23 protein-coding genes and 2 pseudogenes are annotated in these 21,475 nt (G+C 72.1%); 8 read left to right on the top strand and 17 right to left on the bottom strand.

Going from position 1 to position 21,475, the window contains the following annotated elements; all coding sequences use genetic code 11:
• The first annotated feature begins 30 nt into the window (after positions 1 to 30).
• Both O4U47_RS14775 and O4U47_RS14770 read left to right on the top strand, forming a co-directional pair.
• On the top strand, positions 31 to 888 hold the full coding sequence (locus O4U47_RS14775; RefSeq protein ID WP_270678428.1) for an alpha/beta fold hydrolase: 858 nt from the start codon (positions 31 to 33) through the stop codon (positions 886 to 888).
• A gap of 110 nt (positions 889 to 998) precedes the next feature.
• Positions 999 to 1,235 (top strand): hypothetical protein, encoded by a 237-nt coding sequence (locus tag O4U47_RS14770; RefSeq protein WP_270678427.1) that lies wholly within the window; start codon positions 999 to 1,001, stop codon positions 1,233 to 1,235.
• 14 nt (positions 1,236 to 1,249) lie between these two features.
• On the opposite strand, the gene O4U47_RS14765 is transcribed toward O4U47_RS14770, so the two are convergent.
• The 8 genes from O4U47_RS14765 to O4U47_RS14730 all read right to left on the bottom strand — a co-directional run bounded on the left by O4U47_RS14765 (position 1,250) and on the right by O4U47_RS14730 (position 9,491).
• Positions 1,250 to 1,501, bottom strand: a complete 252-nt coding sequence (locus O4U47_RS14765; RefSeq protein ID WP_270678426.1) for a Smr/MutS family protein — start codon at positions 1,499 to 1,501, stop codon at positions 1,250 to 1,252.
• 46 nt (positions 1,502 to 1,547) lie between these two features.
• Positions 1,548 to 1,997 carry a GNAT family N-acetyltransferase gene (locus tag O4U47_RS14760; protein ID WP_270678425.1) on the bottom strand — a complete coding sequence of 150 codons (450 nt, stop codon included), beginning with the start codon at positions 1,995 to 1,997 and terminating at the stop codon, positions 1,548 to 1,550.
• Positions 1,998 to 2,014: 17 nt separating this feature from the next.
• Positions 2,015 to 2,827 (bottom strand): class I SAM-dependent methyltransferase, encoded by an 813-nt coding sequence (locus O4U47_RS14755; protein WP_270678424.1) that lies wholly within the window; start codon positions 2,825 to 2,827, stop codon positions 2,015 to 2,017.
• 10 nt (positions 2,828 to 2,837) lie between these two features.
• Positions 2,838 to 5,201, bottom strand: coding sequence for an excinuclease ABC subunit UvrA (locus O4U47_RS14750; RefSeq protein ID WP_270678423.1), 2,364 nt, complete (start codon positions 5,199 to 5,201; stop codon positions 2,838 to 2,840).
• 4 nt (positions 5,202 to 5,205) lie between these two features.
• Positions 5,206 to 5,814 carry a TetR/AcrR family transcriptional regulator gene (locus O4U47_RS14745; protein ID WP_270678422.1) on the bottom strand — a complete coding sequence of 203 codons (609 nt, stop codon included), beginning with the start codon at positions 5,812 to 5,814 and terminating at the stop codon, positions 5,206 to 5,208.
• Between the two features lie 202 nt (positions 5,815 to 6,016).
• The gene (locus O4U47_RS14740; protein WP_333563647.1) at positions 6,017 to 6,826 is read right to left on the bottom strand and encodes an SURF1 family cytochrome oxidase biogenesis protein; all 810 of its coding nucleotides are present in this window, start codon (positions 6,824 to 6,826) and stop codon (positions 6,017 to 6,019) included.
• Between the two features lie 118 nt (positions 6,827 to 6,944).
• Positions 6,945 to 7,898 carry a chaplin family protein gene (locus O4U47_RS14735; protein WP_270678421.1) on the bottom strand — a complete coding sequence of 318 codons (954 nt, stop codon included), beginning with the start codon at positions 7,896 to 7,898 and terminating at the stop codon, positions 6,945 to 6,947.
• Positions 7,899 to 8,366: 468 nt separating this feature from the next.
• Positions 8,367 to 9,491: an MFS transporter gene (locus O4U47_RS14730; RefSeq protein WP_270678420.1), complete on the bottom strand. Its 1,125-nt coding sequence runs from the start codon at positions 9,489 to 9,491 to the stop codon at positions 8,367 to 8,369.
• Between O4U47_RS14730 and O4U47_RS14725 the strand changes: the two genes are divergently transcribed.
• Together O4U47_RS14725 and O4U47_RS14720 are read left to right on the top strand one after the other, a co-directional pair.
• Positions 9,454 to 10,005: a TetR/AcrR family transcriptional regulator C-terminal domain-containing protein gene (locus O4U47_RS14725; RefSeq protein ID WP_270678419.1), complete on the top strand. Its 552-nt coding sequence runs from the start codon at positions 9,454 to 9,456 to the stop codon at positions 10,003 to 10,005. The genes O4U47_RS14730 and O4U47_RS14725 overlap by 38 nt on opposite strands.
• A 387-nt stretch (positions 10,006 to 10,392) precedes the next feature.
• On the top strand, positions 10,393 to 11,469 hold the full coding sequence (locus tag O4U47_RS14720; RefSeq protein WP_270678418.1) for a CapA family protein: 1,077 nt from the start codon (positions 10,393 to 10,395) through the stop codon (positions 11,467 to 11,469).
• Between the two features lie 11 nt (positions 11,470 to 11,480).
• Here O4U47_RS14720 and add read toward each other — a convergent pair whose 3' ends face one another.
• Complete coding sequence (gene add / locus O4U47_RS14715) at positions 11,481 to 12,536, bottom strand: adenosine deaminase (protein ID WP_270678417.1); 1,056 nt, start codon at positions 12,534 to 12,536, stop codon at positions 11,481 to 11,483.
• Between the two features lie 227 nt (positions 12,537 to 12,763).
• Here add and O4U47_RS14710 point away from each other — a divergent pair, with 227 nt between their 5' ends.
• Complete coding sequence (locus tag O4U47_RS14710) at positions 12,764 to 13,357, top strand: dihydrofolate reductase family protein (RefSeq protein WP_270678416.1); 594 nt, start codon at positions 12,764 to 12,766, stop codon at positions 13,355 to 13,357.
• A 93-nt stretch (positions 13,358 to 13,450) separates the two neighbouring features.
• Here the strand turns inward: O4U47_RS14710 and O4U47_RS14705 are convergent, their stop codons facing one another.
• Entirely contained in the window at positions 13,451 to 14,395 is a 945-nt protein-coding gene (locus O4U47_RS14705) for a fatty acid desaturase family protein (protein WP_270678486.1), read from the bottom strand.
• Positions 14,396 to 14,733: 338 nt separating this feature from the next.
• Here O4U47_RS14705 and O4U47_RS14700 point away from each other — a divergent pair, with 338 nt between their 5' ends.
• Positions 14,734 to 15,540: an MBL fold metallo-hydrolase gene (locus tag O4U47_RS14700; protein ID WP_270678415.1), complete on the top strand. Its 807-nt coding sequence runs from the start codon at positions 14,734 to 14,736 to the stop codon at positions 15,538 to 15,540.
• 48 nt (positions 15,541 to 15,588) lie between these two features.
• Here the strand turns inward: O4U47_RS14700 and O4U47_RS14695 are convergent, their stop codons facing one another.
• Together O4U47_RS14695 and O4U47_RS14690 are read right to left on the bottom strand one after the other, a co-directional pair.
• Positions 15,589 to 16,236, bottom strand: a complete 648-nt coding sequence (locus O4U47_RS14695) for a dihydrofolate reductase family protein (RefSeq protein WP_270678414.1) — start codon at positions 16,234 to 16,236, stop codon at positions 15,589 to 15,591.
• A gap of 545 nt (positions 16,237 to 16,781) precedes the next feature.
• The gene (locus O4U47_RS14690) at positions 16,782 to 17,657 is read right to left on the bottom strand and encodes a LysR family transcriptional regulator (protein WP_270678413.1); all 876 of its coding nucleotides are present in this window, start codon (positions 17,655 to 17,657) and stop codon (positions 16,782 to 16,784) included.
• A gap of 42 nt (positions 17,658 to 17,699) precedes the next feature.
• Here O4U47_RS14690 and O4U47_RS14685 point away from each other — a divergent pair, with 42 nt between their 5' ends.
• Positions 17,700 to 18,254 carry a GNAT family N-acetyltransferase gene (locus O4U47_RS14685; protein WP_270678412.1) on the top strand — a complete coding sequence of 185 codons (555 nt, stop codon included), beginning with the start codon at positions 17,700 to 17,702 and terminating at the stop codon, positions 18,252 to 18,254.
• 108 nt (positions 18,255 to 18,362) lie between these two features.
• On the top strand, positions 18,363 to 19,466 hold the full coding sequence (locus O4U47_RS14680) for a winged helix DNA-binding domain-containing protein (protein WP_270678411.1): 1,104 nt from the start codon (positions 18,363 to 18,365) through the stop codon (positions 19,464 to 19,466).
• Positions 19,467 to 19,642: 176 nt separating this feature from the next.
• On the opposite strand, the gene O4U47_RS14675 is transcribed toward O4U47_RS14680, so the two are convergent.
• The 5 genes and pseudogenes from O4U47_RS14675 to O4U47_RS14655 form a co-directional block, all read right to left on the bottom strand.
• Complete coding sequence (locus O4U47_RS14675) at positions 19,643 to 20,200, bottom strand: hypothetical protein (RefSeq protein WP_270678491.1); 558 nt, start codon at positions 20,198 to 20,200, stop codon at positions 19,643 to 19,645.
• Between the two features lie 66 nt (positions 20,201 to 20,266).
• Positions 20,267 to 20,395: pseudogene (locus O4U47_RS14670) on the bottom strand (hypothetical protein); the annotation flags it as partial.
• Positions 20,394 to 20,510, bottom strand: a pseudogene (locus O4U47_RS14665) (hypothetical protein); the annotation flags it as partial. The pseudogenes O4U47_RS14670 and O4U47_RS14665, both read right to left, overlap by 2 nt.
• A 323-nt stretch (positions 20,511 to 20,833) precedes the next feature.
• Complete coding sequence (locus O4U47_RS14660) at positions 20,834 to 21,019, bottom strand: DUF397 domain-containing protein (RefSeq protein ID WP_333563649.1); 186 nt, start codon at positions 21,017 to 21,019, stop codon at positions 20,834 to 20,836.
• Between the two features lie 91 nt (positions 21,020 to 21,110).
• Positions 21,111 to 21,293, bottom strand: coding sequence for a DUF397 domain-containing protein (locus tag O4U47_RS14655; protein ID WP_270678409.1), 183 nt, complete (start codon positions 21,291 to 21,293; stop codon positions 21,111 to 21,113).
• Between the last annotated feature and the right edge of the window lie 182 nt (positions 21,294 to 21,475).

Below are 21,475 nucleotides of genomic sequence, written 5' to 3'. Positions count from 1 at the left end.
GAAGGTGGGCCGCGCGGCCACAGTGGGGGCATGAACGCGAACACGGAGACGACGGGTGCGGAAGCGGGCGTGCGCCGGGCGGAGGTCCGGGTCGGGGATGCCGTGGTCAGCTACCTGACCGCGGGACGGGACGACGGCGTTCCGGTGCTCCTGCTGCACGGCACGTACTGGAGCCGGGTGTGGCGCCCGGTGCTGCCGCGGCTCGCGGGGGCGGGGCTGCGGCCATTGGCACTCGACCTCCCCGGTCTGGGGAGGTCGGGCGGTGAGCCGACCCTTGAGACCGCGTCGGTGCCCGACCTCGCCGAGCGGGTGGCGGAGGCGGCGTCGGCCCTGGGAGTGTCCGGCCCCGTCGCCGTGGCGGGCCACGACATCGGGGGCGCGGTCGCACAGCACCTGCTGGTGCACGGGCCGTTGGAGGTGTCCCGCCTGGCGCTGGTCAACTCGGTCACCTACGACTCGTGGCCGGTTCCGGCAGTGGCGCGGTTCCGGGACCCGGAGGTGGTCGCGTCGACCACGGCGGAGGAGTTCCTGTCCGCGCGTCGGCGGGTCGTGACGGCGGCACTGGGGAGCGCCGCGACCGAGGGGCTGATCGACGAGTACCTGTCCCCCTGGGCGGAGGCGCGCGTGCGCCGCTCGTGGATGGCCCTGGCGGGCGCGGCGGACAGCCGGTACACCCTCGACCTGCTCCCGGCGCTGAAGGACTCCCCGGTGACCAAGCTGCTGGTCTGGGGCGAGGACGACGAGTTCCAGAGGGTGGAGTACGCGGAGCGCTTCGACTCGGAGGTGCCGGAGACGACTCTCGTACGCGTACCGGGGGCAGGCCACATCCCCATGGAGAACGCCCCGGACGAGGTGGCGGGCGCGCTGGTCGACTTCTTGGCGGAGTAGGAGTCACGAACGTGTGCGGCGGTCCCGGCCGCACTGGCACCGCCCGGGACCGCCGCACAGCGGAGCCGCATACTCGGTGCCGTAGACCAGGCTCATGTCACGCTGTTCACATGAGTGACGAGACGTCGGTACTCGAAATCCGGGATGTCCCGCCCGAAGCGCTGGAAATCCTCAGGGCGAGGGCTGAGCGCAGAAGCCTGTCCCTCGCCGCCTACCTTCGCGAGCTGATCCTGGACGAGGCGTCGCTCCCGGGACTCGACGACGTGATGGCACGTCTGGCCGAGGACGAGCCGATCGCCTACACCGAGGAGGACCTCCGGGATTTCAGGGCCGCCGATCACCGATGAACCGCACGGCACCGTCAGTGCTTGAAATGGACGAACAACCGGCCGAAGTTCTTTCCGTCCTTCTCCACGCGGTGGTATTTGGCCTTGATCTCCTTCTGGTCGAGGAACCTCAGGACGCGCTTCTTCAGTTGGCCCGAGCCCTTGCCCGGGATGATCTCGACCGTCTTGGCCTTCTTGCGGACGGCCTCGTCGATGATCTCGTTGAGGGCCCGGTCGATGTCCCGGCCCTTGTTGAAGATGTCGTGCAGGTCCAGCTTCAGCCGCATCGCGTCTCCTCCCGCCCGACGGGTTTCGGATGATAGGGGCCCGGGATCACAACCGCAGCTCGAACACCATCCGGTCCACGCCCGGGCCGTCGTAGTCCTTGTGCGGGCCCGTGACCGTGAAGCCGATCGACCGGTGGAAGGCGATCGATCGCTCGTTGGACGGGGACGTGATCGCGCGGACCACCGAACGCCCCTGTTCGCGCGCCGTGGAGGTGAAACGGAGGTACAGCTCACCGGCCAGCCCCGAACGCCGGTGCTCGGGGCCCACCGCGATGAAGTGCACGTAGGCCGCCTCGGGGTCCGAAGGCGACGCGAACCCGATGAGGAAGCCCGCCAGATCCTCCCCCGCCTCGGCCGTGAGACTCGTGGTGTGGAAGTGGTCAAGGAACAGGCGCGGCAGCAGGTGCGTCATCGGGCGCCCCCACCACTCGTCGCAGACCGCCACGATGCGTGCGTGGTCGGACGGGTGGGCGGCCCGGATCCGGACGTCGGTCACGAAGGGCCTCCTGTTCGTCACTTCTCGGCGGTGAAGACCGCGGTGCCCGGGACGTAGCGGCCGCGGTAGGGGCCCCACCCTCCCCAGATCGAGGTGTTGTGCTCGGGCCATTCGGGTTCGGTCAGGGCCGTCAGGCGCAGCCCGGCCCCGGCGATCGCCCCGATCCAGTCGCCCATCGTGTGGTGGTGCTCCACGTACACCGCGCGCCCCGAGCGGTCCTCCTCGATGTAGGCCCTCCGGTCGAAGTAGGACTGCACCACCGTCATCCCCGCCCGTGTCGGGTCGTCCGGGAACATCCACCGCACCGGGTGCGTCACCGAGAACACCAGCCTTCCCCCGGGGCGCAGCACGCGCGCGCTCTCGGCCACGGCGGCCGTCGCGTCGGGGATGAAGGGGAAGCCCCCGAAGGCCGAGACGACCGCGTCGAAGGAGGCATCGGCGAAAGGGAGGTACTGCACATCGGCCTGGGCGACCGGAACCCGCGCCGTCCCCTCGTTCTCGTCGATGCGGTGGGAGTGCTGCAACTGCCTGAACGCCACGTCCACGCCGACCACGTGCGCCCCCTGCGCCCGCAGCCACCGCGCGCATTGGGCCGCACCGCAGCCCACCTCCAGGACGCGCGCGCCCTTCAGCTCCTCCCGGGGGCCGAGGAGTCCCGCCTCGTCCTCCGTGAGGCCCTCCGGCCCCCACACGAACACGCTGTCCCCCAGGAAGTCCCCGTGCTCTCCCTGGTACTCGTCGGCCGCCCCCTCCCACCAGATCCGGCTGGCACGGGCGCTCTCCTCAGGCCCCGCCGTCCTCCGCGTCACCCGGCTCGCCTCGTCGCTCATGGCGCCATCCTCACAGAGCGGAGGGCGCGACGGGAGAGAGGTGGGCCCTCAGGAAGGGAGGCGTCCTCCCCTCACCCGTCTCCGCGACCTCCCGGGGCGTCCCCTGGCCGGTGACCGTCCCGCCCGCGTCCCCGCCGCCGGGGCCCAGGTCGATCACGTGATCCGCCCCGGCCGCCACAGACATGTCGTGCTCGGCGACGACCACCGTCGCCCCGCCGTCCACCAGCTCGTGCAGCCGCGCGACCAGCAGGTCCCGGTCCTTCGGGTGAAGCCCGGTGGTCGGCTCGTCCAGCAGGTACAGCGTGTTCCCGCGCCGCGCGCGCTGCAGTTCCGACGCCAGCTTGATCCGCTGTGCCTCCCCGCCCGACAGCTCCGTGGCGGGCTGGCCCAGCCTCAGATAGCCGACCCCCACCTCGTCGAGCGCGCGCAGCGGGCGCGCCGCGGCGGGCACGTCGGCGAAGAAGCCGGCCGCCTCCTCCACGGTCATCTCCAGCACCTGGGCGATGCTCCTGCCCCTGTAGGTGACGCCGAGCGTGTCCGGGTTGTAGCGCGCCCCCTTGCACTCCGGGCACGGCGCGTAGCTGCTCGGCAGGAACAGCAGTTCGACGGAGACGAGCCCTTCGCCCTGGCAGGTGGCGCACCGGCCGCCGTCCACGTTGAACGAGAACCGCCCGGCCCCGTACCCCCGTTCACGCGCCTGCTCCGTCGCCGCGAACAGCTTGCGCACCACGTCGAACATGCCCGTGTAGGTGGCCGGGTTCGACCGTGGTGTGCGCCCGATGGGCCGCTGGTCGACCTCCACGACCCGGTCGACGCCCTCGAACCCCTCGACGCCGTCGGCCAGCTCGCGCAGCAGCGACGTCTTGCCCGCACCGGACACCCCCGTGACCGCGGTGAACACGCCCAGCGGCACGTCGGCGTCGAGCCCGCGCAGGTTGTTGCGGTGCACGCCGCGCAGCTTCAACCAGCCCGACGGCGCCCGCCCGCGCGACGCCGAGCGCACCGGCGCGAACAGGTAGGGCCGGGTCTCCGACGCCTCGGCCCCGGCCAGCCCTTCCACCGGCCCGCTATAGAGCACGCGGCCGCCGCGGCTCCCCGCGCCCGGCCCCACGTCCACGACCCAGTCGGCCCGGCGCACCACGTCCATGTCGTGCTCGACGAGGAAGACGCTGTTGCCCGACTCCTTGAGCCCCGCGAGCACCTCCATGAGCGCCTCGGTGTCGGCCGGGTGCAGCCCCGCCGACGGCTCGTCGAGCACGTAGACGACGCCGAACAGCCCGGACCGCAGCTGCGTCCCCAGGCGGAGGCGCTGCAGTTCCCCTGCGGACAGCGACGGCGCGGGGCGGCCGACGCTCAGGTAGCCCAGCCCCAGCCGCTCCAGCACGCGGATGCGCGCGACCACGTCCCCCGCCAGGACCGCGACCGCGCCCTCGTCCCCGCGCGCGTAGGGATCGAGCACGTCGGCCAGCTCGGACAGCGCGAGCCCCGCGAGTTCGGGCATGGTGCGCCCGGCGAACGTCACCGCCAGCGCCTCGGCCCGGAGGCGGAGGCCCCCGCACGCCGGGCACGCCGACCGGGTGAGGTACCGCGCGGCCTTCTCCCGCCGCGCCTCGCTCTTGGAGGCCGCGTAGGCCTTCATCACCAGGCGCTTCGCACTGGAGAAGGTGCCCTGGTAGGGGCGCTGGATGCGGTGCGCCTCCCGGACCGGGTGCACGGTGACCACCGGCTGCTCGTCGGTGAAGAGGATCCAGTCGCGCGCCTCCTGCGGAAGGTCCCGCCACGGCGCGTCGGCGTCGTACCCGAGCGCCTCCAGGATCTCCCGGAGGTTCTTGCCCATCCAGCCGCCGGGCCAGGCGGCGACCGCCCCCTGGCGGATGCTCAGCGACGCGTCGGGCACGAGGGAGCGCTCGGTGGCGTCCAGCACTTCGCCCATGCCCTCGCAGTCCGGGCAGGCCCCCGCGGCGGTGTTGGGCGAGAAGGCGTCGGAGTCCAGGCGCTCGGCGCCCGCCGGGTAGGTGCCCGCGCGGGAGAGCAGCATCCGCAGCGAGTTGGACAGCAGCGCGATGGTGCCGACCGACGACCGGGCCGAGGGCGCGGCGCGGCGCTGGCTCAGGGCCACCGCCGGCGGCAGCCCGGTGATCGCGTCCGCGTCGGGGGCGCCGACCTGCTGCAGGAGGCGGCGCGCGTACGGCGCGACCGACTCCAGGTAGCGCTGCTGGGCCTCGGCGTAGAGCGTGCCGAAGGCGAGCGAGGACTTGCCCGACCCGGACACCCCGGTGAAGGCGGCCAGGCCGTCGCGCGGGACGGCGACGTCGACGGAGCGCAGGTTGTGCACGCGCGCGCCGCGGACTCGGACGAACGGGTCATGCGTCACCGGTTCATCGTACGTAGGCCCCCGCCCTGGCCGCGGCGGCCGCGGCCCGCGCGGAGCGGTCCGCCGCCGCCTCGTCCACCGGCCCCAAACCCGCCAGCAGGCGCTGGTACAGGGGCGCCGACACCGCGAGCGCCACTTCCCCGGGGTCGGTGCCGTGCGGCACCTCACCCCGCTCGGCGGCCCGCGTCACGCACGGCCCCCACTCCGCCACACGCACGCGGTGGAACCGGCGCAGCGCCTCGGCGGCGCGCGCGTCGCAGGTCGCGGCGGCGACGACGGCTTTGAACAGTGGCCCCTGCCGGGCGTCGGCGAGGCGCTCGCGCACGGTGAGGGCGTTGGCGCGCAGGTCGCCCTCGAAGGTGTCGGCGGCCTCGTCGGGCAGGGGCGGCACGGGCAGGTCGGCCAGCAGGTCGACGACCAGCCCGGCGGCACTGCCCCAGCGCCGGTACACGGTGGTCCGCCCCACCTTCGCGCGCCCGGCGACCTCCGCCAGGTCGAGCCCGGCGAAGCCCTTTTCGACCAGGATGTCGGCGGCGGCTCTGAGGGCGGCGGCACGGGTACGGGCGGTCCGGCCTCCGGGGCGCACCGTCCCGGGAGCGTGCGTCTCGCCCATGGCACTCCTCCGTCGAAGCCGCAGGTACGCGGACACTCTAATCGGGCGGCCGTCCCCACGTGGGCATGTCCGGGGCAAGTGCTCCCATGCATTCCCCCCGATCGGAGGTTTCGGACCGCCCCGAGACCGCGGACGTGCCGGACCGCCGGGCCCCGTCCGGGGAGGGAGGGGCGCTACGTTGGCTGTCGTGGTGGTCGGACGATCAGCTCCCGCTGGGGTGGCCGATCGGCTCCCTGGGGCTCTCCGCCTGGGGACCCTCCGCCGTGCCGCCCTGAGCCGCGTCGCGGATCTCGCGGCGCATCAGGAACACCCATCCCACGATCGCCGTCAGGGTGAACACCCACCACTGCACCGCGTACGACAGGTTCATCCCGGTGTTCGTCTCCGGGGCCGCCACGGGTTCGGGTGCCGGGTCGGACGCTGGGTCCTGCTCGGTCAGATCCCCGTACCCGCCGTAGACCGGGTAGGGCAGGTCCTCGGCGATCGCGTCGACGTCGATGAGCATGATCTGCCCCTCGGGAAGGCCCTCCCGCCGGCGGACGCCGGTGTTCTCCGGGGTCTCGCTGTAGTGCAGCCGCGCGGTGACGGTGACCTCGCCCTCCGGGGCGGGCGGCACCTCGGGCTCCGCCTTCGACGACGGGGGCTGGTCGATCCATCCCCGATTCACCAGCAGCGCCGTGCCGTCCTCGGCCACCAGGGGGGTCAGCACGTGCAGCCCCACTCCCTGGGAGCCGTCCCGGTTGCGCACCAGCAGCTCGTTGTCGGAGTCGTAGGTGCCGACCACGGTCACGCGGCGCCACCGGTCCTGCGGGTCGACCTGCGCACCGACCGCGTCCAGCTCCTCCACCGGAACGGGGTCGGCCGCGAGGTTCTCCTCCTGGAGCCGAGCCGCGGCCGCCTTCTCCTCCCACCGGTCCAGCTGCCAGAACCCGAGCCAGACGAAGGAGGGCACGACGACCAGTACCAGCGCGTGGAACGCCAGCATGCGCTTGGACAACAGGACTCGGTGCACGTCTTCGAGGCTATGAGACGCCCCGGGCCGCCTCGCATCGGCCCGGGGATACGCGTGTGGGCCCGCCCCCGGGGCGGGCCCACACCTCATGCCGCGGACGGTCGCCCGTCCAAGGCGGCTATTCGGCGGCGTGCGCGGCGGCGCGGCGCTTCTTGCGCGCCAGCGCCATCGCGGCCCCGCCGCCGCCGAGGGCCGCGACCGCGGCGGCCACCAGGCCGCCGAGTGCGACACCGGTCACGGGCAGCAGGTCGTCCTCCTCGGCCGAGACCTGCGAGGCCAGCTCCTTCTTCGGGTCGTCGCCGGAGCCGTCGCCGCCGTCCTTGCCGGAGCCGCCGTCACCGCCGTCCTTCCCGCCGTCCTTGCCGCCGCCGCCGTCGGACCCGTCGCCGCCGTCCGATCCGTCGGACCCGTCGTCGCCGTTCTGGTGGTCCTTGCCGTCGTCGCCGTCGCCGCCGTCGGACCCGTCGCCGCCGTCCGATCCGTCGGACCCGTCGTCGCCGTGGTCCCCGTGGCCGACCTTCTCCAGGCACTCGGCCTTGGCGACGCCGAGGACGGAGACGGCGTTGCCGCAGATCTCCACGGCGGCGTCGACCGGGATGTTGATCTGGTTGCCCGAGGCCACGCCGCCCGACCCGTCGGTCTGCGGCGCCTCCTCGTTGTCCGGCGACGTGTTGATCACGTTGACGACGGTGGTGCACTCCGCCTTCGAGGTGCCCAGCACCGCGACCGAGTTGCCGCAGACCGTGATGGCCGCGTCGACCGGGATGTTGATCTGGTTGCCCGAGGCCACGCCGCCCGACCCGTCCGTGCTCGGCCCACCGGAGCCCTCCTCGGACCCGGCGTAGACCGCCTTGGCGACCTCGGTGCAGTCCGCCTTGGAGATGCCCAGCACCGCCAGCGCGTTGCCGCAGAGCTCGGCCTCCACGTCGGCGGGGACGTTGATCTGGTTGCCCGAGGCCACGCCGCCGGAGCCGTCGGTCACCGGGCCGGCCCACGCGGCCGCGAACGGGACGGCCGCGAATCCGGCGGTGAGCAGCGCGAGGGTGGTCGTGGTGGTCAGCCGCTTGCGCATATCGAGGGATGGCCTTTCACGAGTGATTACACAGAGTGATCGTTCCTTGCCGCAGTGCACGCAGTAGCGGGTGCGATGAACCGTCGACACGACGGTCCCCGGGGGCCCACCTCGCGGCGCATCCGCCGTGCGGGGTGGATGCGGGGCCGCGAACGGCGGGCGGGGCCGCCCTTTCCGTTGCGTGGCAACGCTAGAGGAGGTACTCGGCGGCCGCCGGGGGTTTTCGGAAATTGATGAGGTTGCCGCGTGTGCACACCGTATGTCCGTTACTACTCTGAGCAACTAAGTGCAGGGTACGGCCCTGATTTTCGGGCCGATCCGAATCCGTCGGGAACACGGTTCTTTACCTCCGCTTTCCCTGGGCCCCTGTTCCCCGAAACAGACCTTCCCGACGAACGACCCTCATCGATCGAGAACAGGAAAAGCCCCCGGAATGCGAATGGGATCCGCATTCCGGGGGGAATCGCGTCAGCGCCGCGCCGCCGCGTCGGCCCCCGCGCCGAAGCGGGTGGCGGCGAGGGCGGCGAGCACCAGGGCCGCGAACCCCGCCGAGACGAGGAAGCCCGTCTGGACGGAGGCCGCCTCGACCACGGGCCCCAGCATCAGCGGAGAGGCGAACTGCCCGGCGAAGACCGCCGTCCCGGACAGCGCCGTGGCCTGCCCGCGCAGTCCTTCGGGGACCGCCTCGCCGATCATCACGGTGACCGCCGGGCTGACCACGCCCTGCCCGAACCCGAGCAGGACCAGTGCCGCCACCAGCGCCGCCGGGACGTCGACCAGCGCCATCAGCACGAACGCCGCCGCCCAGCTCGCCACGGCCAGCCGCAGCATCCGGACGTACCCCGACCGCGCCCGCACCCGGGCGCAGGCGAGCCCGACCACGCTCATCGCCACGGTCATGGAGACCGAGTACAGCGAGACCGCCAGCGGCGCCTCCACGCCGATCTGCGCCAGGCGCTGCGGCAGGAAGACCATCATCACGTACAGCAGCACGGCCGAGGAGGCGAGCAGGCCGTAGTGGGCCAGCAGCACCGGATGGCGGGCGAGCAGCGCGAACGCCCCCGTGCGCTGGGCCCCGGCGCGCTCCCGCGCGCCCCGGGCGTCGTCGGGCAGGACGTACAGCACCGCCAGGCCCAGCGGGATGCCGAGCAGGTAGATGGCGAAGGGCGCGTGCCAGCTCAGCCCGCCGAGCGCGCCTCCCGGCAGCGGCCAGACCACCCCGCCCAGGCTGCTGGCGGTGCCGCGCCAGCCCATCGCCCGGTCGCGCGCGGCGCCCTGGTAGAGCGCGAGCAGGCCGACCGTGGTGCCGCTGAACACCGCGGCCGCCCCGACGCCGAAGACCAGCCGGGTGACGAGCAGGGCGGCGTAGGAGTCGCCCGTGGCCATGCCCGCGCCGCCGGCCGCGCCGAACAGGGCCGGCCCGGCCGCCAGGACGCGGCGCGCGCCCCAGCGGTCGATCGCGCGCCCGATGAGCGGGCTGGCCAGGGCGATGCCCAGGGCGTGGCCGGTGATCACCAGCCCGGCGGCGGTCCCGGAGACCCCGAGGCCGCCGCGGATGACCTCGACCACCGGGCTGATGATCGCCCCGGCCATCACGGTGAAGGTGGAGGCGGCCAGCAGGACGGCCAGCGGCGCGGCCCCGGCCGGGGACCCCAGCACGGTGCGCGTGCGCGACGCCCAGCTCGCGCTGCTCGACACCCACCTGCGCAAGGTCGCCGACCTGTGCACCGACCTGGTGGACCTGGCCTACGACTGGTGCCTGCTGCCGAACCGGTTCACCGACCACTTCGCGCTGGTGCGCCAGATCCAGGCCGAGGCCGGGCACCTGCCCGCCGACGTGCTCGCCGAGTGGCAGCGCGAGGGGCCGGGCACGGTCCAGGCGGACCTGCGGCGGCGGCTGGAGGAGTTGGCCGGGGAGGGGCTGCTGGACCTGCGCGACGGCCGCCGGGCCGCGGTGCACCTGCTGGTGCTGGCCACCTCCGAGACGGTGAACCGCACCCTGCACGGGGCGGTGCCCATGGACCGGGAGGAGGTCAGGGCCAGCGTGGAGGACGGCGTCGACGCGTTCCTGCGCGCCTACGCCCCGCGCGCCGTGCCCGCCGGGTGAAGCCGCTCCGCGCGCACACGAAGGCCCCGGGACGCGGACGCGGATCCGTGCCCCGGGGCCGACCCGGCCGCCCCAGGTGCAGGTGGAGGGGCGGAGCGCCGGAGGCTCCACCCTAGGGCATGATCTTGATCAATTCAATAAAACGAATGCATCCAGACAACCCCGCCCGATAACGGTCGGCACTCCGCCCCGTGAAGAGTTGAACACGAAACGGCACCCTTCGTGATCGCGTCATTACCCCGCGCGTACGGTTCTCGGACCGCCGGTGGCCGCGACCGGCCGTACACCCCGCCCCGTCCGAACACGTCCCACCGGACGAAGGCCGGTGGGCGGTGAACGCGGGCCCCATCGGCGTCCCACCCGAGATTCGCGAAGTGTGGACCGCTTATGAAGCGCACGACGGCAACTGCCCTCCTCCTCCTGTCCGCCTCCCTCACCGCTTCGTGCAGCCCGGCGACCGGTGACCTGGAACGCGCCGACTCCGCCCCCTCGGCCGAGCCCGAGGAACCGGCCAAGGAGCCCTACACCATCGCCTTCGGCGGCGATGTGCACTTCGAAGGGGGGCTCCGGCAGCGGCTGGACACCTCCCCCGGCACGGCGCTCGGGCCGATCGCCGCCCGGCTGTCCGAAGCCGACCTGGCGATGGTGAACCTGGAGACCGCCGTCACCGGGGGCGGCACCCCCGCCCCCGGCAAGCAGTTCCGGTTCCGCGCCCCGGCCACCGCCTTCGACGCCCTGGAATCGGCCGGGGTGGACGTGGCGACCGTCGCCAACAACCACGGCATGGACTTCGGCCCGGACGGGCTGCAGGACACCCTGGCCAACGCCGACTCCGCCGGGTTCCCCCTGGTGGGGGCGGGCAGCGATGAGGACGCGGCGTACGCGCCGCACACCGTGGAACTCGGCGGCGACACCGTCGCCCTGCTCGGTGCGACGGACGTGCTGGACGCGCACCTGATGGAGCAGTGGACGGCCGACGGCGACCGTCCCGGCCTGGCGTCGGCGAAGAACGCCATGCAGGACCGGCTGGTGCGCGCCGTCTCCGACACGGCGGAGACGGCGGACGCCGTCGTCGTCTACCTGCACTGGGGGCTGGAAGCCGACCACTGCCCCCTCCCGCACGCCCCCGACCTGGCCCAGCGGCTCCTGGACGCGGGCGCCGACGCCGTGGTCGGCGGGCACGCGCACGTGCTGTCCCCCGGCGGGTACGCACCCGGCGGCTATGTCCACTACGGCCTGGGGAACTTCGTCTTCTACAACCACCGCGGCCCGACGGCGCAGAGCGGGGTGCTCACCCTGACCCTGCAGGACGGAGAGGTGATCGGCGACGAGTGGGCGCCCGCGCGCTTGGAGGGCGGAATCCCCATTCCCTATGAGGGCGATGCGGCCGACACCGCCGTCGCCCAGTGGGAGGAGCTGCGGAACACCTGCATGGTGGGGCTGTCCGCCGTCCCCTCCGGGTGAGGGGCTCCCCCTCAGGCCGTATAGCGCGCGAGCACCGCGTCGATCTCCGCCTTCAGTCCCGCCTTTGCAGTGTCGTCCGTGTAGGAGGCGTCCACGCCGTTGCGGGCCAGGAGCGCGAGGGTGGACAGGTCCAGCCCCAGGCGGTGGGCGGTGCGGTACTCACCGGTGAGGTCGGTGCCGAACATCGTGGGGTCGTCGCTGTTGAGCGTGGTCAGCAGCCCGGCGTCGAGCATCCGGGGCAGCGGGTGGTCGCCGATGGCGTCGACGGCGCGCGTGCGCAGGTTGGAGGTCGGTGACACGTCGACCGGGACGCGCTCGTCGCGCAGGCGCGCCACCAGCTCCGGGTCGGCCATCGCCTGGATGCCGTGCCCGATGCGCTCCGCCGCCAGGTCGTCGAGCGCTTCGTGGACGCGCTGGACGCCGCCGACCTCACCGGCGTGGGGGAGGCTGTGCAGACCGGCCTTGCGCGCGCGGGCGAACAGGTCGGCGAAGGGGGCGCGGGCGACCTCCATGCCGCCGACGCCGAACCCGACGACGCTGTCCGGGCCGTGGGCGAGCGTCGCCTCCAGGGTCGCCTCTCCGCTCTCCACCCCGAAGTCCCCGGGGAAATCGGGGATCCAGCGCAGCTCGATGCCGTGGTCGCGGGCGGCCCGCACGCGCCCGCGCTCGATCCCGGCGAACACCGTCCCGGCGGAGACGCCCCGCATCAGGTGCGCGTACAGGCTGACGTGCACTTCGGCGTAGCGGACGTTCTGGGCGGCCAGCGTGTCGGCCACGTCCCCGGCGAGCAGGGCGAAGTCGTCCTCGGTCAGCAGGGCCGCGACGGAGGCGAGGTAGACGTCGATGAAGTGCGGGAAGTCGGTGAAGGCGTACCAGTCCCGGATGGCGTCCAGCGAGCCGGGCAGCCCGTCGACCCCGTTGCGCCGCGCCAGCTCCAGCAGCGTCTCGGGCTTCATGGAGCCTTCGAGGTGCACATGGAGCTCGACCTTGGGCAACTCGCGGATGAAGGCCTCAGCGGGCTCGGGAAGGGGGGTGAACGGCCGGTGCCGTTCCGTGGAGGGGACCATGCGGGAACGGTACCCCCGCGCCGCCGAGAGCGGCGAGGGCGGCAGGGCTTCCCACGGCCGCCGGGATCCCCATAGTCTCTCCCACCACCGCACGGATCCACATCACCCCAGGTCATGACGGAGTCACCGGGAGAATTCCCGCGAATCGGGCCCGCCGGCCGCGATGAGTTCCGGCCCGTCCCCCGGTCTTCACTGTCGAGACTCCGAACGGAAGAGAGGCGATCCCCATGCGCATCCTGGTCATCGAATTCATCAGCCTCGACGGCGTCGTGCAGGCCCCCGGCGGCCCCAAGGAGGACACCGACGGCGGCTTCGCCCACGGCGGGTGGACCTTCCCCTTCTTCGACGAGGAGGTGGTCGGCGGCTCGTTCGCGAACGCGACGGCCGAGGCCGACGCCCTGCTCTACGGCCGCCTTACCTGGCAGACGATGGCCGCCGCCTGGCCGCAGCGGGCCGGCGACCCGCTCGCCGACACGCTCAACTCCATCAAGAAGTACGTCGTCACCGACACCCTGGGCGAGTCCGACCTCACCTGGAACAACACCACCCGCATCCCGGGGGCGGAGGCGATGGCGGACATCCGCGCGCTCCGCGAGGCCGAGGGCCGCGACCTGGTCGTCATGGGCAGCGCGAGCCTCGTGCGCGCCCTGATGGGCGAGGGCCTGGTGGACGAGCTGCGCCTGGTGCGGATGCCGGTGGTCCTCGGCGGCGGGAAGGGCGTCTTCCCCGAGGACGGGGGCAAGCAGGAGTTCGAGCTGGTGTCGACCACGACCAGCCCGAAGGGGGCGACGGTCGACGTCTACCGCCGCGCCGCGGGGTAGGAGGGGCGGACCCCGGGGGGGGCGGGGCCGGCGGGACCGCCCTCCCCGCCCCCCACCCGGTCGCATCGGCGCCGGCGGCGGTCGCCGGTGCCGTCAGGCCGCCTCCCGGATCGGGGCCCCGGCGCGGTGGAGGTGGGCGAGGGCCTCGGCGTGCGAGCGGATGAACCCGGTCTCGTGGTACGGGACGCCGATCTCCTCGCAGTAGGCCCGCACGATCGGCTGGGCGCGCCGCAGGCTGGGGCTGGGCATGCTCGGGAAGAGGTGGTGCTCGATCTGGTAGTTCAGGCCGCCCAGGGCGATGTCGGTGAACCACCCGCCGCGCACGTTGCGCGAGGTCAGCACCTGCTTGCGGAGGAAGTCGAGCTTCTCGCCCTTCTTCAGCGTGGGCATCCCCTTGTGGTTGGGGGCGAAGATGCACCCGAGGTACACGCCGAACAGGCCCTGCTGGACGGCGATGAAGGCGATGGCCTTGACCGGGTCGAGCACGGTGAACACCGCACCCAGGTAGAGGACGAAGTGCGCGGCGAGCAGGGTCGCCTCGGTGCCCTTGCGCTTGGTCGACGGCCGGAAGAGCGCGCGCACGCTGCCGATGTGCAGGTTCAGGCCTTCGAGGAGGAGCAGCGGATAGAAGAGGACGGCCTGGGAGCGCCCGAGGAACCGCGGCAGCCCCTTCGCGGCGCGCGCCTGGTCCTGGGACCAGACGAGGAGGTCGGGCTGGACGTCGGGGTCCAGCTCCTCGTGGTTGGGGTTGGCGTGGTGGCGGGTGTGCTTGTCCTGCCACCAGGCGTACCCCAGGCCGATGCCGAGGTTGCCGACGGCCAGGCCGACGTTCTCGCTCAGCCGGCGGCCGGCGAAGATCTGCCGGTGCGCCAGCTCGTGGGCGACCAGGCCGACCTGGCCGAACACCGCCGCCAGGGCCACCGCCGTGGCCAGCTGCCACCAGGAGTCACCGAGCAGCGCGAACGCGGCCCAGGCGGCGGCATAGGCGGCACCGGTCAGGCCCAGGCGGATCGCGAAGTAGCGCGGGGTGCGCTCCATCAGTCCTGCCTGCTCGATACGGCGGGAGAGCCGAGCGAAGTCGCTGCCCCGCCGCTGCCCTCCCGCCGCCGTCGCCGTCCCCGTTCGGGTCACGGACATGTGCGGCTCCCAGGTTCCGGGGTGGAGTTCTCATGACAGGACAAATCTATGCGCAGGCCAGACCCCGGCGATATGGCGCACGCCCGCCGGTCGGCGGGGGTGCAGGCTCCACCACCGGTCGGCGAACGCTCCGGCCGCGTTCCGCCGCTCCCAGCGACGGATCGCCGTTTTTCATGCGCACAGAGTGATGATCCGTCTACGGTGAGCCCGAGGACGTCGGCGACGAAAGGACCTGATCAGTGAAGCTGCAGTTCATCGGCACCGGGTCGATCCTGTCAGAGCGGATGAGCGCATCGGCGCTCGTCGACGGCAGGCTCCTCATCGACACCCCCAACGGGAGCATGAAGGCGATGCGGCGCTCCGGGGTCGACCCGGGCACGGTCGACCTGTGCCTCATCACGCACTTCCACGCCGACCACTTCTTCGACGCCGTCTTCCTCCTCCTGGAACAGGGCCTGCGGCGGTCCCGGGACGAGGACCTGGTGCTGATCGGCCCCTCCGGGTTCGAGGAGCGCCTGGAGCGGCTGTTCGAGGAGGCCTACCCGGGAGTCCTCGACGGCCTGCGGGACAAGGTGCGGCCCCGGTTCGTCGAGTTCGACCCGTCCGGGGGCGGGGAGTGCACGGAGGGCGGCTACGGCATCGAGGCGCTGCCCATGGAGCACACGGTGCCGACCATGGGCTACCGGATCACCGCCGCCGACGGCGCCCGGCTGGGCTACACCGGCGACACGGTCCGCTGCCCGTCCGTGGACCGCCTGGTGTCCGAGTGCCCGGTGGTGGTTCTGGACACGTCGTTCCCCCGGGAGGGGCGTTTCGGCCACATGGGCCTGGAGGACGTCGAGGCGATCGCGGAGCGGTGGCCGGAGGCGGCCCTGATGACCACGCACCGGGACGACGACGTGGTGCGCGCGGAGCACGCGAACATCGTCTTCCCGGCCGACGGCGAGGTCTTCGAGGTGACCCCGCAGGGCCTTCAGGGGGAGGTCGGCTCCCTGCCCGGGCAGCGCGAGCCCGGGAGGACATCCGTTCTGGGCGTGGACCTCTGACCCCTCCGGGCAGTGGGCCTCTGTGCCCTCCGGGCAGGGGCGCGCCCCTCAGTCGCGCCAGAAGATGTGGTGGGTGACCCCGCTCGGGCTGGGGACGGCCTCGTGGTGGAAGCGGTCCTCCAGCTCCTCCGGGGAGTTCCACAGGCGCAGGCCCTCCCCGATCTTCACCGGGTTGACGACCACGTGCAGGGTATCGACGAGGCCCGCCTCCAGGAACTCCTTGACGGTGGTGACCCCGCCGCCGAGGCGGACGTCCTTGCCCTGGGCGGCCTCCCTCGCCTGCTCCAGGACCTCGGCCGGTTCGCCGCCGACGAAGTGGAACGCGGTGTCGGACAGGGTGAACGACGGGCGCGGGTGGTGGGTCAGGACGAACACGGGGGTGTGGAACGGCGGCTCGTCGCCCCACCACCCCTGCCACTCGTGGTCCTCCCAGGGGCCGCGCTGGGGGCCGAACTTGTTGCGCCCCATGATCTCGGCGCCGATGTTGCGGGAGAAGTCGCGCGTGAAGTAGTCGTCCAGGCCCCGGGTGCCGCCCGGGTCGGTGCGGTTCGGCCAGCTGGCCGTGGCCCCCGCCCAGGTGAACAGCTTCTGCGGCTCGATGTCCGCGCCGAAGGGGCGCTCAAGGCTCTGGTCCTCGCCCGCGGCGATCCCGTCGCTGGAGACGGTGAAGTTCTGGACTTTCAGCAGCTGTCCCATGTGCTCCTCCTCGGTGGCCGGCCCGCGTGCCCGGTGACGGTACCGCCGGGCGATGACACTGATGGGACTCCCGGCGGGGGACGGACTCATCGGTCCTGCCGCGCCTCCCGAAGTGTTCGCACGGCGACGGGCGCGAAGGGAGGACGGCGATGGCCGCGGAGGAGAACACCCCGGCGAGGGTGAAGTCCGCAGGCAGGGCCCTGGAGATCATCGACCTCGTGGTCGCGGAGGGCAGCGTCTCCTTCCAGGACGTCGTCGACTCCGGGCCGCCCAAGTCGAGCGCGCACGGCCTGCCGGCGCCCCTCGTCGACTTCGGGTGGCTCGAACACTCCCCCCGCACCCGCCGGTACCGGCTCGGCCTGCGTGCCTGGCAGGTCGGCCACGCCTACCAGGGGCACCGGATCCTGTTGGAGGCCTCGCACGAGGTCATGGACGACATGGTCGACCGCGTCGGTGTTCGCCCTGCTGGTGACCTTGGTCGGGGCGAGCGTGATCCCGATGGGCTGAAGCCGTCCGGCTCGGTGTCCCGCGCCCGGCCCCCTCGGTCACCGGCCGCCGGTGAAGGCCTCCACCAGCGGGCGGTCGTCGGACCGCCGCGTCGCCATCAGGATGCGGCTCTGTGCCGGAGGCCCGGCCAGTTCCAGGCGGCGGGCGCCCTCGGGGAGCCGGTTCGTCACGCTGTACGGGGCGATCGTCACGCCGAGCCCGGTCGCCACGAACATGATGATCGTGTGCCAGTTCGAGCACTCCTGCGCGACCTGGACGTCCACGCCCGCCTCACGCAGCGGGGCCGTGTTCACGTCGAACGCGTGGGGGCCGTAGGAGCGCGGGAACAGGATGAGCGGGTCGGCCGCCAGGTCCGCCGCCTCCACCGGCTCCCGCCCGGCGACCGGGTGGTCCGCGGGGACGACGGCGACGAACCGCTCCGACTCCAAGGGGATCAGGTCCATGTCGTCCCGCTCTTCGGCGTCGCGCACGATTCCCACGTCGACGGTGCCGTGCTCCAGGGACGACAGCACATCGACCGTGAAGCCGTCGTGCAGCTTGACGTGCACATCGGGGCGGCGCCGGGCGAAGGCGCGGAGGCGTTCGCTGAGGATGACGACGGCCGAGGAGATGAAGCCGATGTCGAGGCGGCCCGCCTCGCCGCGGCCGACCCGGCCCGCCTCGTGCAGGTCGGCCGCCAGGCGCCCGAGCAGGTCCCGGGCCCGGGGCAGGAACGCCGCCCCGGCGTCGGTCAGGCGCACGCTCCGCGAGGTGCGTTTGAACAGTTCGACGCCGATGAGCTTTTCGAGCTGCCTGATCTGCTGCGAGAGGGCGGGCTGGGCGATGTGCAGCCGCTCGGCGGCGCGGCCGAAGTGCAGCTCGTCGGCGACGGCCAGGAAGTACCGGAGGTGGCGGAGTTCGACGCGCTGATCCATTGCCACAGCTTATCGATCACGCACGAACACTGTATTGGACATATGAGTGACGGAGGGGCGAAGCTGGCGGCACCGCCGACGCAGATGAAAAGGGACCGCCTGATGCCGCACACCACCGCCGCGGTCGAGATCTCCTCGATCGCCTCGCAGCACGACGCCGACGCCTTCCGCGAGCTGAACGAGGAATGGATCACGCGCCTGTTCAGCATGGAGGAAGGGGACCGGGTCCTCCTCGGAGACCCGTTCGGCCACGTCGTCGAACCGGGAGGGGACGTCCTCCTGGCACGCGACGCGGACGACGGCACCGTCCTCGGGGGCGTGGCCCTGCTGCGCTACCCGGACGACGTGTTCGAGCTGACCAAGATGGGCGTGCTCCCGTCCGCGCAGGGGCGGGGCGTGGGCCGCCGCCTCCTGTCGGCGGCCATCGCCCGCGCCCGGGAGCTCGGCTGCGCACGCCTGTTCCTCGGCTCGCACAGCTCACTGGCCCCGGCCATCCACCTCTACGAGGAGGCCGGATTCGTCCACACCACCCGCGACCGGCTGCCGCTGGACGACGGGTACTACGACCGCGCCGACGTGTACATGGAACTGAAGTAGCGGATTCGCCGCCCCGGTGCCGCGGACAGAGATCGCGGACACCTTCCGACCGCGTTACGTCCTACGGTGGTCCCGTCCACAGCTCAGGAGAGCCATGAGGAGGCCGCCGTGGTCCTGCCCCGGACCCTGACCCGACGCGAACTCAACAGGGCGGCGCTCTCGCGCCAGCTCCTCCTCGAACGAGCGGCGGCGTCCCCGGCCGAGGCCGTGGAACACCTGGTCGGATTGCACGCGCAGCTTCCGCAGAACCCGTATACGGCGCTGTGGTCGCGCGTGGAGGACTTCGACGCCGACGCGTTCTCCCGGCAGATGGAGGAGCGGAGCATCGTGCGGATCAGCCTGCAGCGCTCTACGATCCACACGGTGACCGCGCGCGACTGCCTCGCGCTGCGTCCCGTCCTCCAGGTTCCACAGGACCGGACGCTCAAGTCCGCTTTCGGCCGGAACCTGCAGGGGGTGGACGTCGACAAGGCCGCCGAGCGCGCGCGGGAAATGGTCCGGGAGCGGCCGATGACGTTCGCCGAGATCGGCGAGGAGCTGCTCGCGGAATGGCCCGGGAGCGACGCGCGGTCGCTCGGAATGGTGGCTCGGCACCGGCTGCCGATGGTGCAGGTACCGCCCCGGGGGCTGTGGCGGCAGGGCGGTGCGGCCCGGCACACCACGGCCGAGCACTGGCTCTCCGCCCCGATCGAGCGGGACGACGCCCCGGACGGCCTGGTGATGCGGTACCTCGCCGCCTTCGGTCCGGCGTCGGTGAAGGACGTCCAGGCGTGGTGCGGACTGACCCGCCTGCGGGAGGTCGTCGACCGCCACCGGGACGAGCTGGTCGTGTTCCGTGACGAGGACGGGAGCGAGCTGTTCGACCTCCCGGACGCACCGCGGCCGAACCCCGACACCCCCGCGCCGCCTCGCTTCCTGCCCGAGTTCGACAACGTGGTGCTCGGTTACAAGGACCGTCGGCGAATCCTCCCCGACGAGGCCGGCGGGCACCTGTGGCCGGGGAGGAACATCGTCCGGAGCGCACTCCTGATCGACGGGTTCGTCGGGGGGACGTGGGCCCTGACGACCGACACGAAGCAGGCATGCGCGACGCTTGAGGTCTCCCCGTTCGTGGAGCTGAGCGGCCCACAACACGACGCCCTGGCCACGGAGGCCGCCCGCTTTCTCGCCTTCCACGCCCCGGAATCGGAAGGCACGGTCATCGGCCTCTGAACGAGAACGCTCCCCGGCCCGCCGGGGGGATATGGCGGCAACGAGGACAGGTCGCCGCCCTTCGCGCGGTCCTGCCGCCCTGCCCGCTCCAGCACGGTTCACCGGTCGCGGTGTCGCGGGTACCGGTGATCCGGCGACACGGCGCAGCCTCCGCACACCCGACCCCGCTGAAGAACTCAGCACGCGCCACGAATCGTCGCCCGCCATCCTCCCTCCTCAGGAACGGCGTCGACAGAAAGGTTCTCCGTCTCCGGCCTGCCCGCCTGGTTCCACTCCTCCACGAGGTCGCGCAGGCGCTTCAACGCCGGTGAGTCGGGGGCGTCGGCGATGATCCGGGCGTCCGGGAGCACCCCCATGACCGCGATGTGGTCGCCGTCGACGACCCCGTATCCGACCCGGTCCCCGACACCGGCGGAGACCAGCCCCTCCGGGTTGCGGGCGATGAGCCACATGCGCAGATGGTCGGTGGTCGGCCAGTCCAAGCCGTCAACGGCCTCGTACAAAGGCGAGCGAACGAGGGTGCCGAGTAGCTCGGCGGCGCGGTCGGGGTGGTCGTGCAACCACGGCGCCGAGAGGTAGGCGTCGGCCTCGGTGTCCCGCGCAGCGGCGTCGTCGGCCTCGAAGCGCTCATTGCCCGGCTCGGCCATTCGGACGTATGCGCCCCGGTGCAAGCGCAGGTGGGCGGGCCACCCCTCTTCGACGACGAAGGAGACCATCGCCGTGGAGTAGGTCATGGCCGCCATGGCGAGGGGGTGGAGGACGCGGCCGCCTTCCGCCGCCTGCCCGACCCACGTCCGGGGGATGCGGTCGGGGGTGGTCCAGGCGACGATGCGGTCGAACGGCGCGTACTCGGGGGGCGCCGGTGATCCCGTCGCCGCTGATGAAACTGATGTTGGCGTAGCCGACCTCCTGGTGGAGCACGTCGGCACGGTCGATGAGCGAGCTACGGATGTCCATGATGACCACGGAGCCGTCAGGCCCGACGAGTTCGGCCAGCAGCGCGGCGGACATCCCTGAGCCGGTCCCGATCTCCAGAACACGCATCCCCGGCCGGACATCGAGCACACGAAGGTGCCGGGCGATCACTGCGGCAGGCGTGGTGTGGACGACCGCACGCCCGTCCTCACCGCGATAGTGGACCTCGTCCACTGCTTCGACGGCGGCGTGGGAGTAGGCCATTCCGATTCCTCCGCAGATCTCCGGCACGTTTCGCGGCTCAGAGGGGCCGGTCGGTGGCCCCGTTCTCTCTTACCGGACCTGACCGACGCACCGCAGGTCATTGCGAGATCTTCAAGGTCCGCATCAGTGCGGCCGCCTCGGGGCGGCCGCACCGGCCGTGGAGAAGGGAAGGTGGGGAGCGGCAGAGGTCAGAACCGGTCTCTCTTGGCGGCGTCGACGAAGGCTCTCCACTCAGGGGAGCCGAAGAACAGGGCACCGAGCTCACGGTGCTTGGTGTCACGCACGGCACTGGCACCGGGGGCGTCGGCGACCTCGACGCAGTGGCTCTCGGTCGCACTATGGCTAGACGTGCGAAAACGCGAACGGGAGGCCAGGTAGGCGACCTCGACGCATTCACCGTACGAGCCGCTGTAACTCGAGGTGAACCAGTCTCTCCAATGGCGCTGTCTCATGGCGCCCCTTCCGTTAGAAGGCGTCCTCCTTGGCGGCGTCGACGAAGGCTCTCCACTCAGGGGAGCCGAAGAACAGGGCACCGAGCTCACGGTGCTTGGTGTCACGCACGGCGCTCACACGAGGAGCATCCGCGACCTCGACGCAGTCCTGCGACTCCGCCTGGCTGAAGCTGGACTTACGGAAGTTGAGTTCCACGGGAGAGCACTCCTCTAGATCTTCGAGGCGAGGTCTTTCAGGTACTCATGAGACTGAGCGACGGACAGCGCCGATGCTTGAACGTGGTCGTAGAGCAACCGATAGCGCTGGAGATCTTCCAAGGTCTCTAGTGTCCTGAGTCGTTAATTCGTGTGCAGTAGGCAGCGAGGGTTTCGATGATC

The sequence above is a fragment of the Nocardiopsis suaedae genome (assembly GCF_027706745.1).
Lineage (GTDB): Bacteria > Actinomycetota > Actinomycetes > Streptosporangiales > Streptosporangiaceae > Nocardiopsis_A > Nocardiopsis_A suaedae.
This window is presented reverse-complemented; position numbering and strand designations above follow the sequence as displayed.

Excerpts from the sequence above, each read along its gene's own strand:
- O4U47_RS14775 (WP_270678428.1), top strand. The coding sequence starts at position 31 with ATGAACGCGAACACGGAGACGACGGGTGCGGAAGCGGGCGTGCGCCGG.
- O4U47_RS14770 (WP_270678427.1), top strand. The coding sequence starts at position 999 with ATGAGTGACGAGACGTCGGTACTCGAAATCCGGGATGTCCCGCCCGAA.
- O4U47_RS14765 (WP_270678426.1), bottom strand. The coding sequence starts at position 1,501 with ATGCGGCTGAAGCTGGACCTGCACGACATCTTCAACAAGGGCCGGGAC.
- O4U47_RS14755 (WP_270678424.1), bottom strand. The coding sequence starts at position 2,827 with ATGAGCGACGAGGCGAGCCGGGTGACGCGGAGGACGGCGGGGCCTGAG.
- O4U47_RS14745 (WP_270678422.1), bottom strand. The coding sequence starts at position 5,814 with ATGGGCGAGACGCACGCTCCCGGGACGGTGCGCCCCGGAGGCCGGACC.
- O4U47_RS14735 (WP_270678421.1), bottom strand. The coding sequence starts at position 7,898 with ATGCGCAAGCGGCTGACCACCACGACCACCCTCGCGCTGCTCACCGCC.
- O4U47_RS14725 (WP_270678419.1), top strand. The coding sequence starts at position 9,454 with ATGACCTCGACCACCGGGCTGATGATCGCCCCGGCCATCACGGTGAAG.
- O4U47_RS14730 (WP_270678420.1), bottom strand. The coding sequence starts at position 9,491 with ATGGCCGGGGCGATCATCAGCCCGGTGGTCGAGGTCATCCGCGGCGGC.
- O4U47_RS14720 (WP_270678418.1), top strand. The coding sequence starts at position 10,393 with ATGAAGCGCACGACGGCAACTGCCCTCCTCCTCCTGTCCGCCTCCCTC.
- add (WP_270678417.1), bottom strand. The coding sequence starts at position 12,536 with ATGGTCCCCTCCACGGAACGGCACCGGCCGTTCACCCCCCTTCCCGAG.
- O4U47_RS14710 (WP_270678416.1), top strand. The coding sequence starts at position 12,764 with ATGCGCATCCTGGTCATCGAATTCATCAGCCTCGACGGCGTCGTGCAG.
- O4U47_RS14705 (WP_270678486.1), bottom strand. The coding sequence starts at position 14,395 with ATGGAGCGCACCCCGCGCTACTTCGCGATCCGCCTGGGCCTGACCGGT.
- O4U47_RS14695 (WP_270678414.1), bottom strand. The coding sequence starts at position 16,236 with ATGGGACAGCTGCTGAAAGTCCAGAACTTCACCGTCTCCAGCGACGGG.
- O4U47_RS14690 (WP_270678413.1), bottom strand. The coding sequence starts at position 17,657 with ATGGATCAGCGCGTCGAACTCCGCCACCTCCGGTACTTCCTGGCCGTC.
- O4U47_RS14685 (WP_270678412.1), top strand. The coding sequence starts at position 17,700 with ATGAGTGACGGAGGGGCGAAGCTGGCGGCACCGCCGACGCAGATGAAA.
- O4U47_RS14675 (WP_270678491.1), bottom strand. The coding sequence starts at position 20,200 with ATGACCTACTCCACGGCGATGGTCTCCTTCGTCGTCGAAGAGGGGTGG.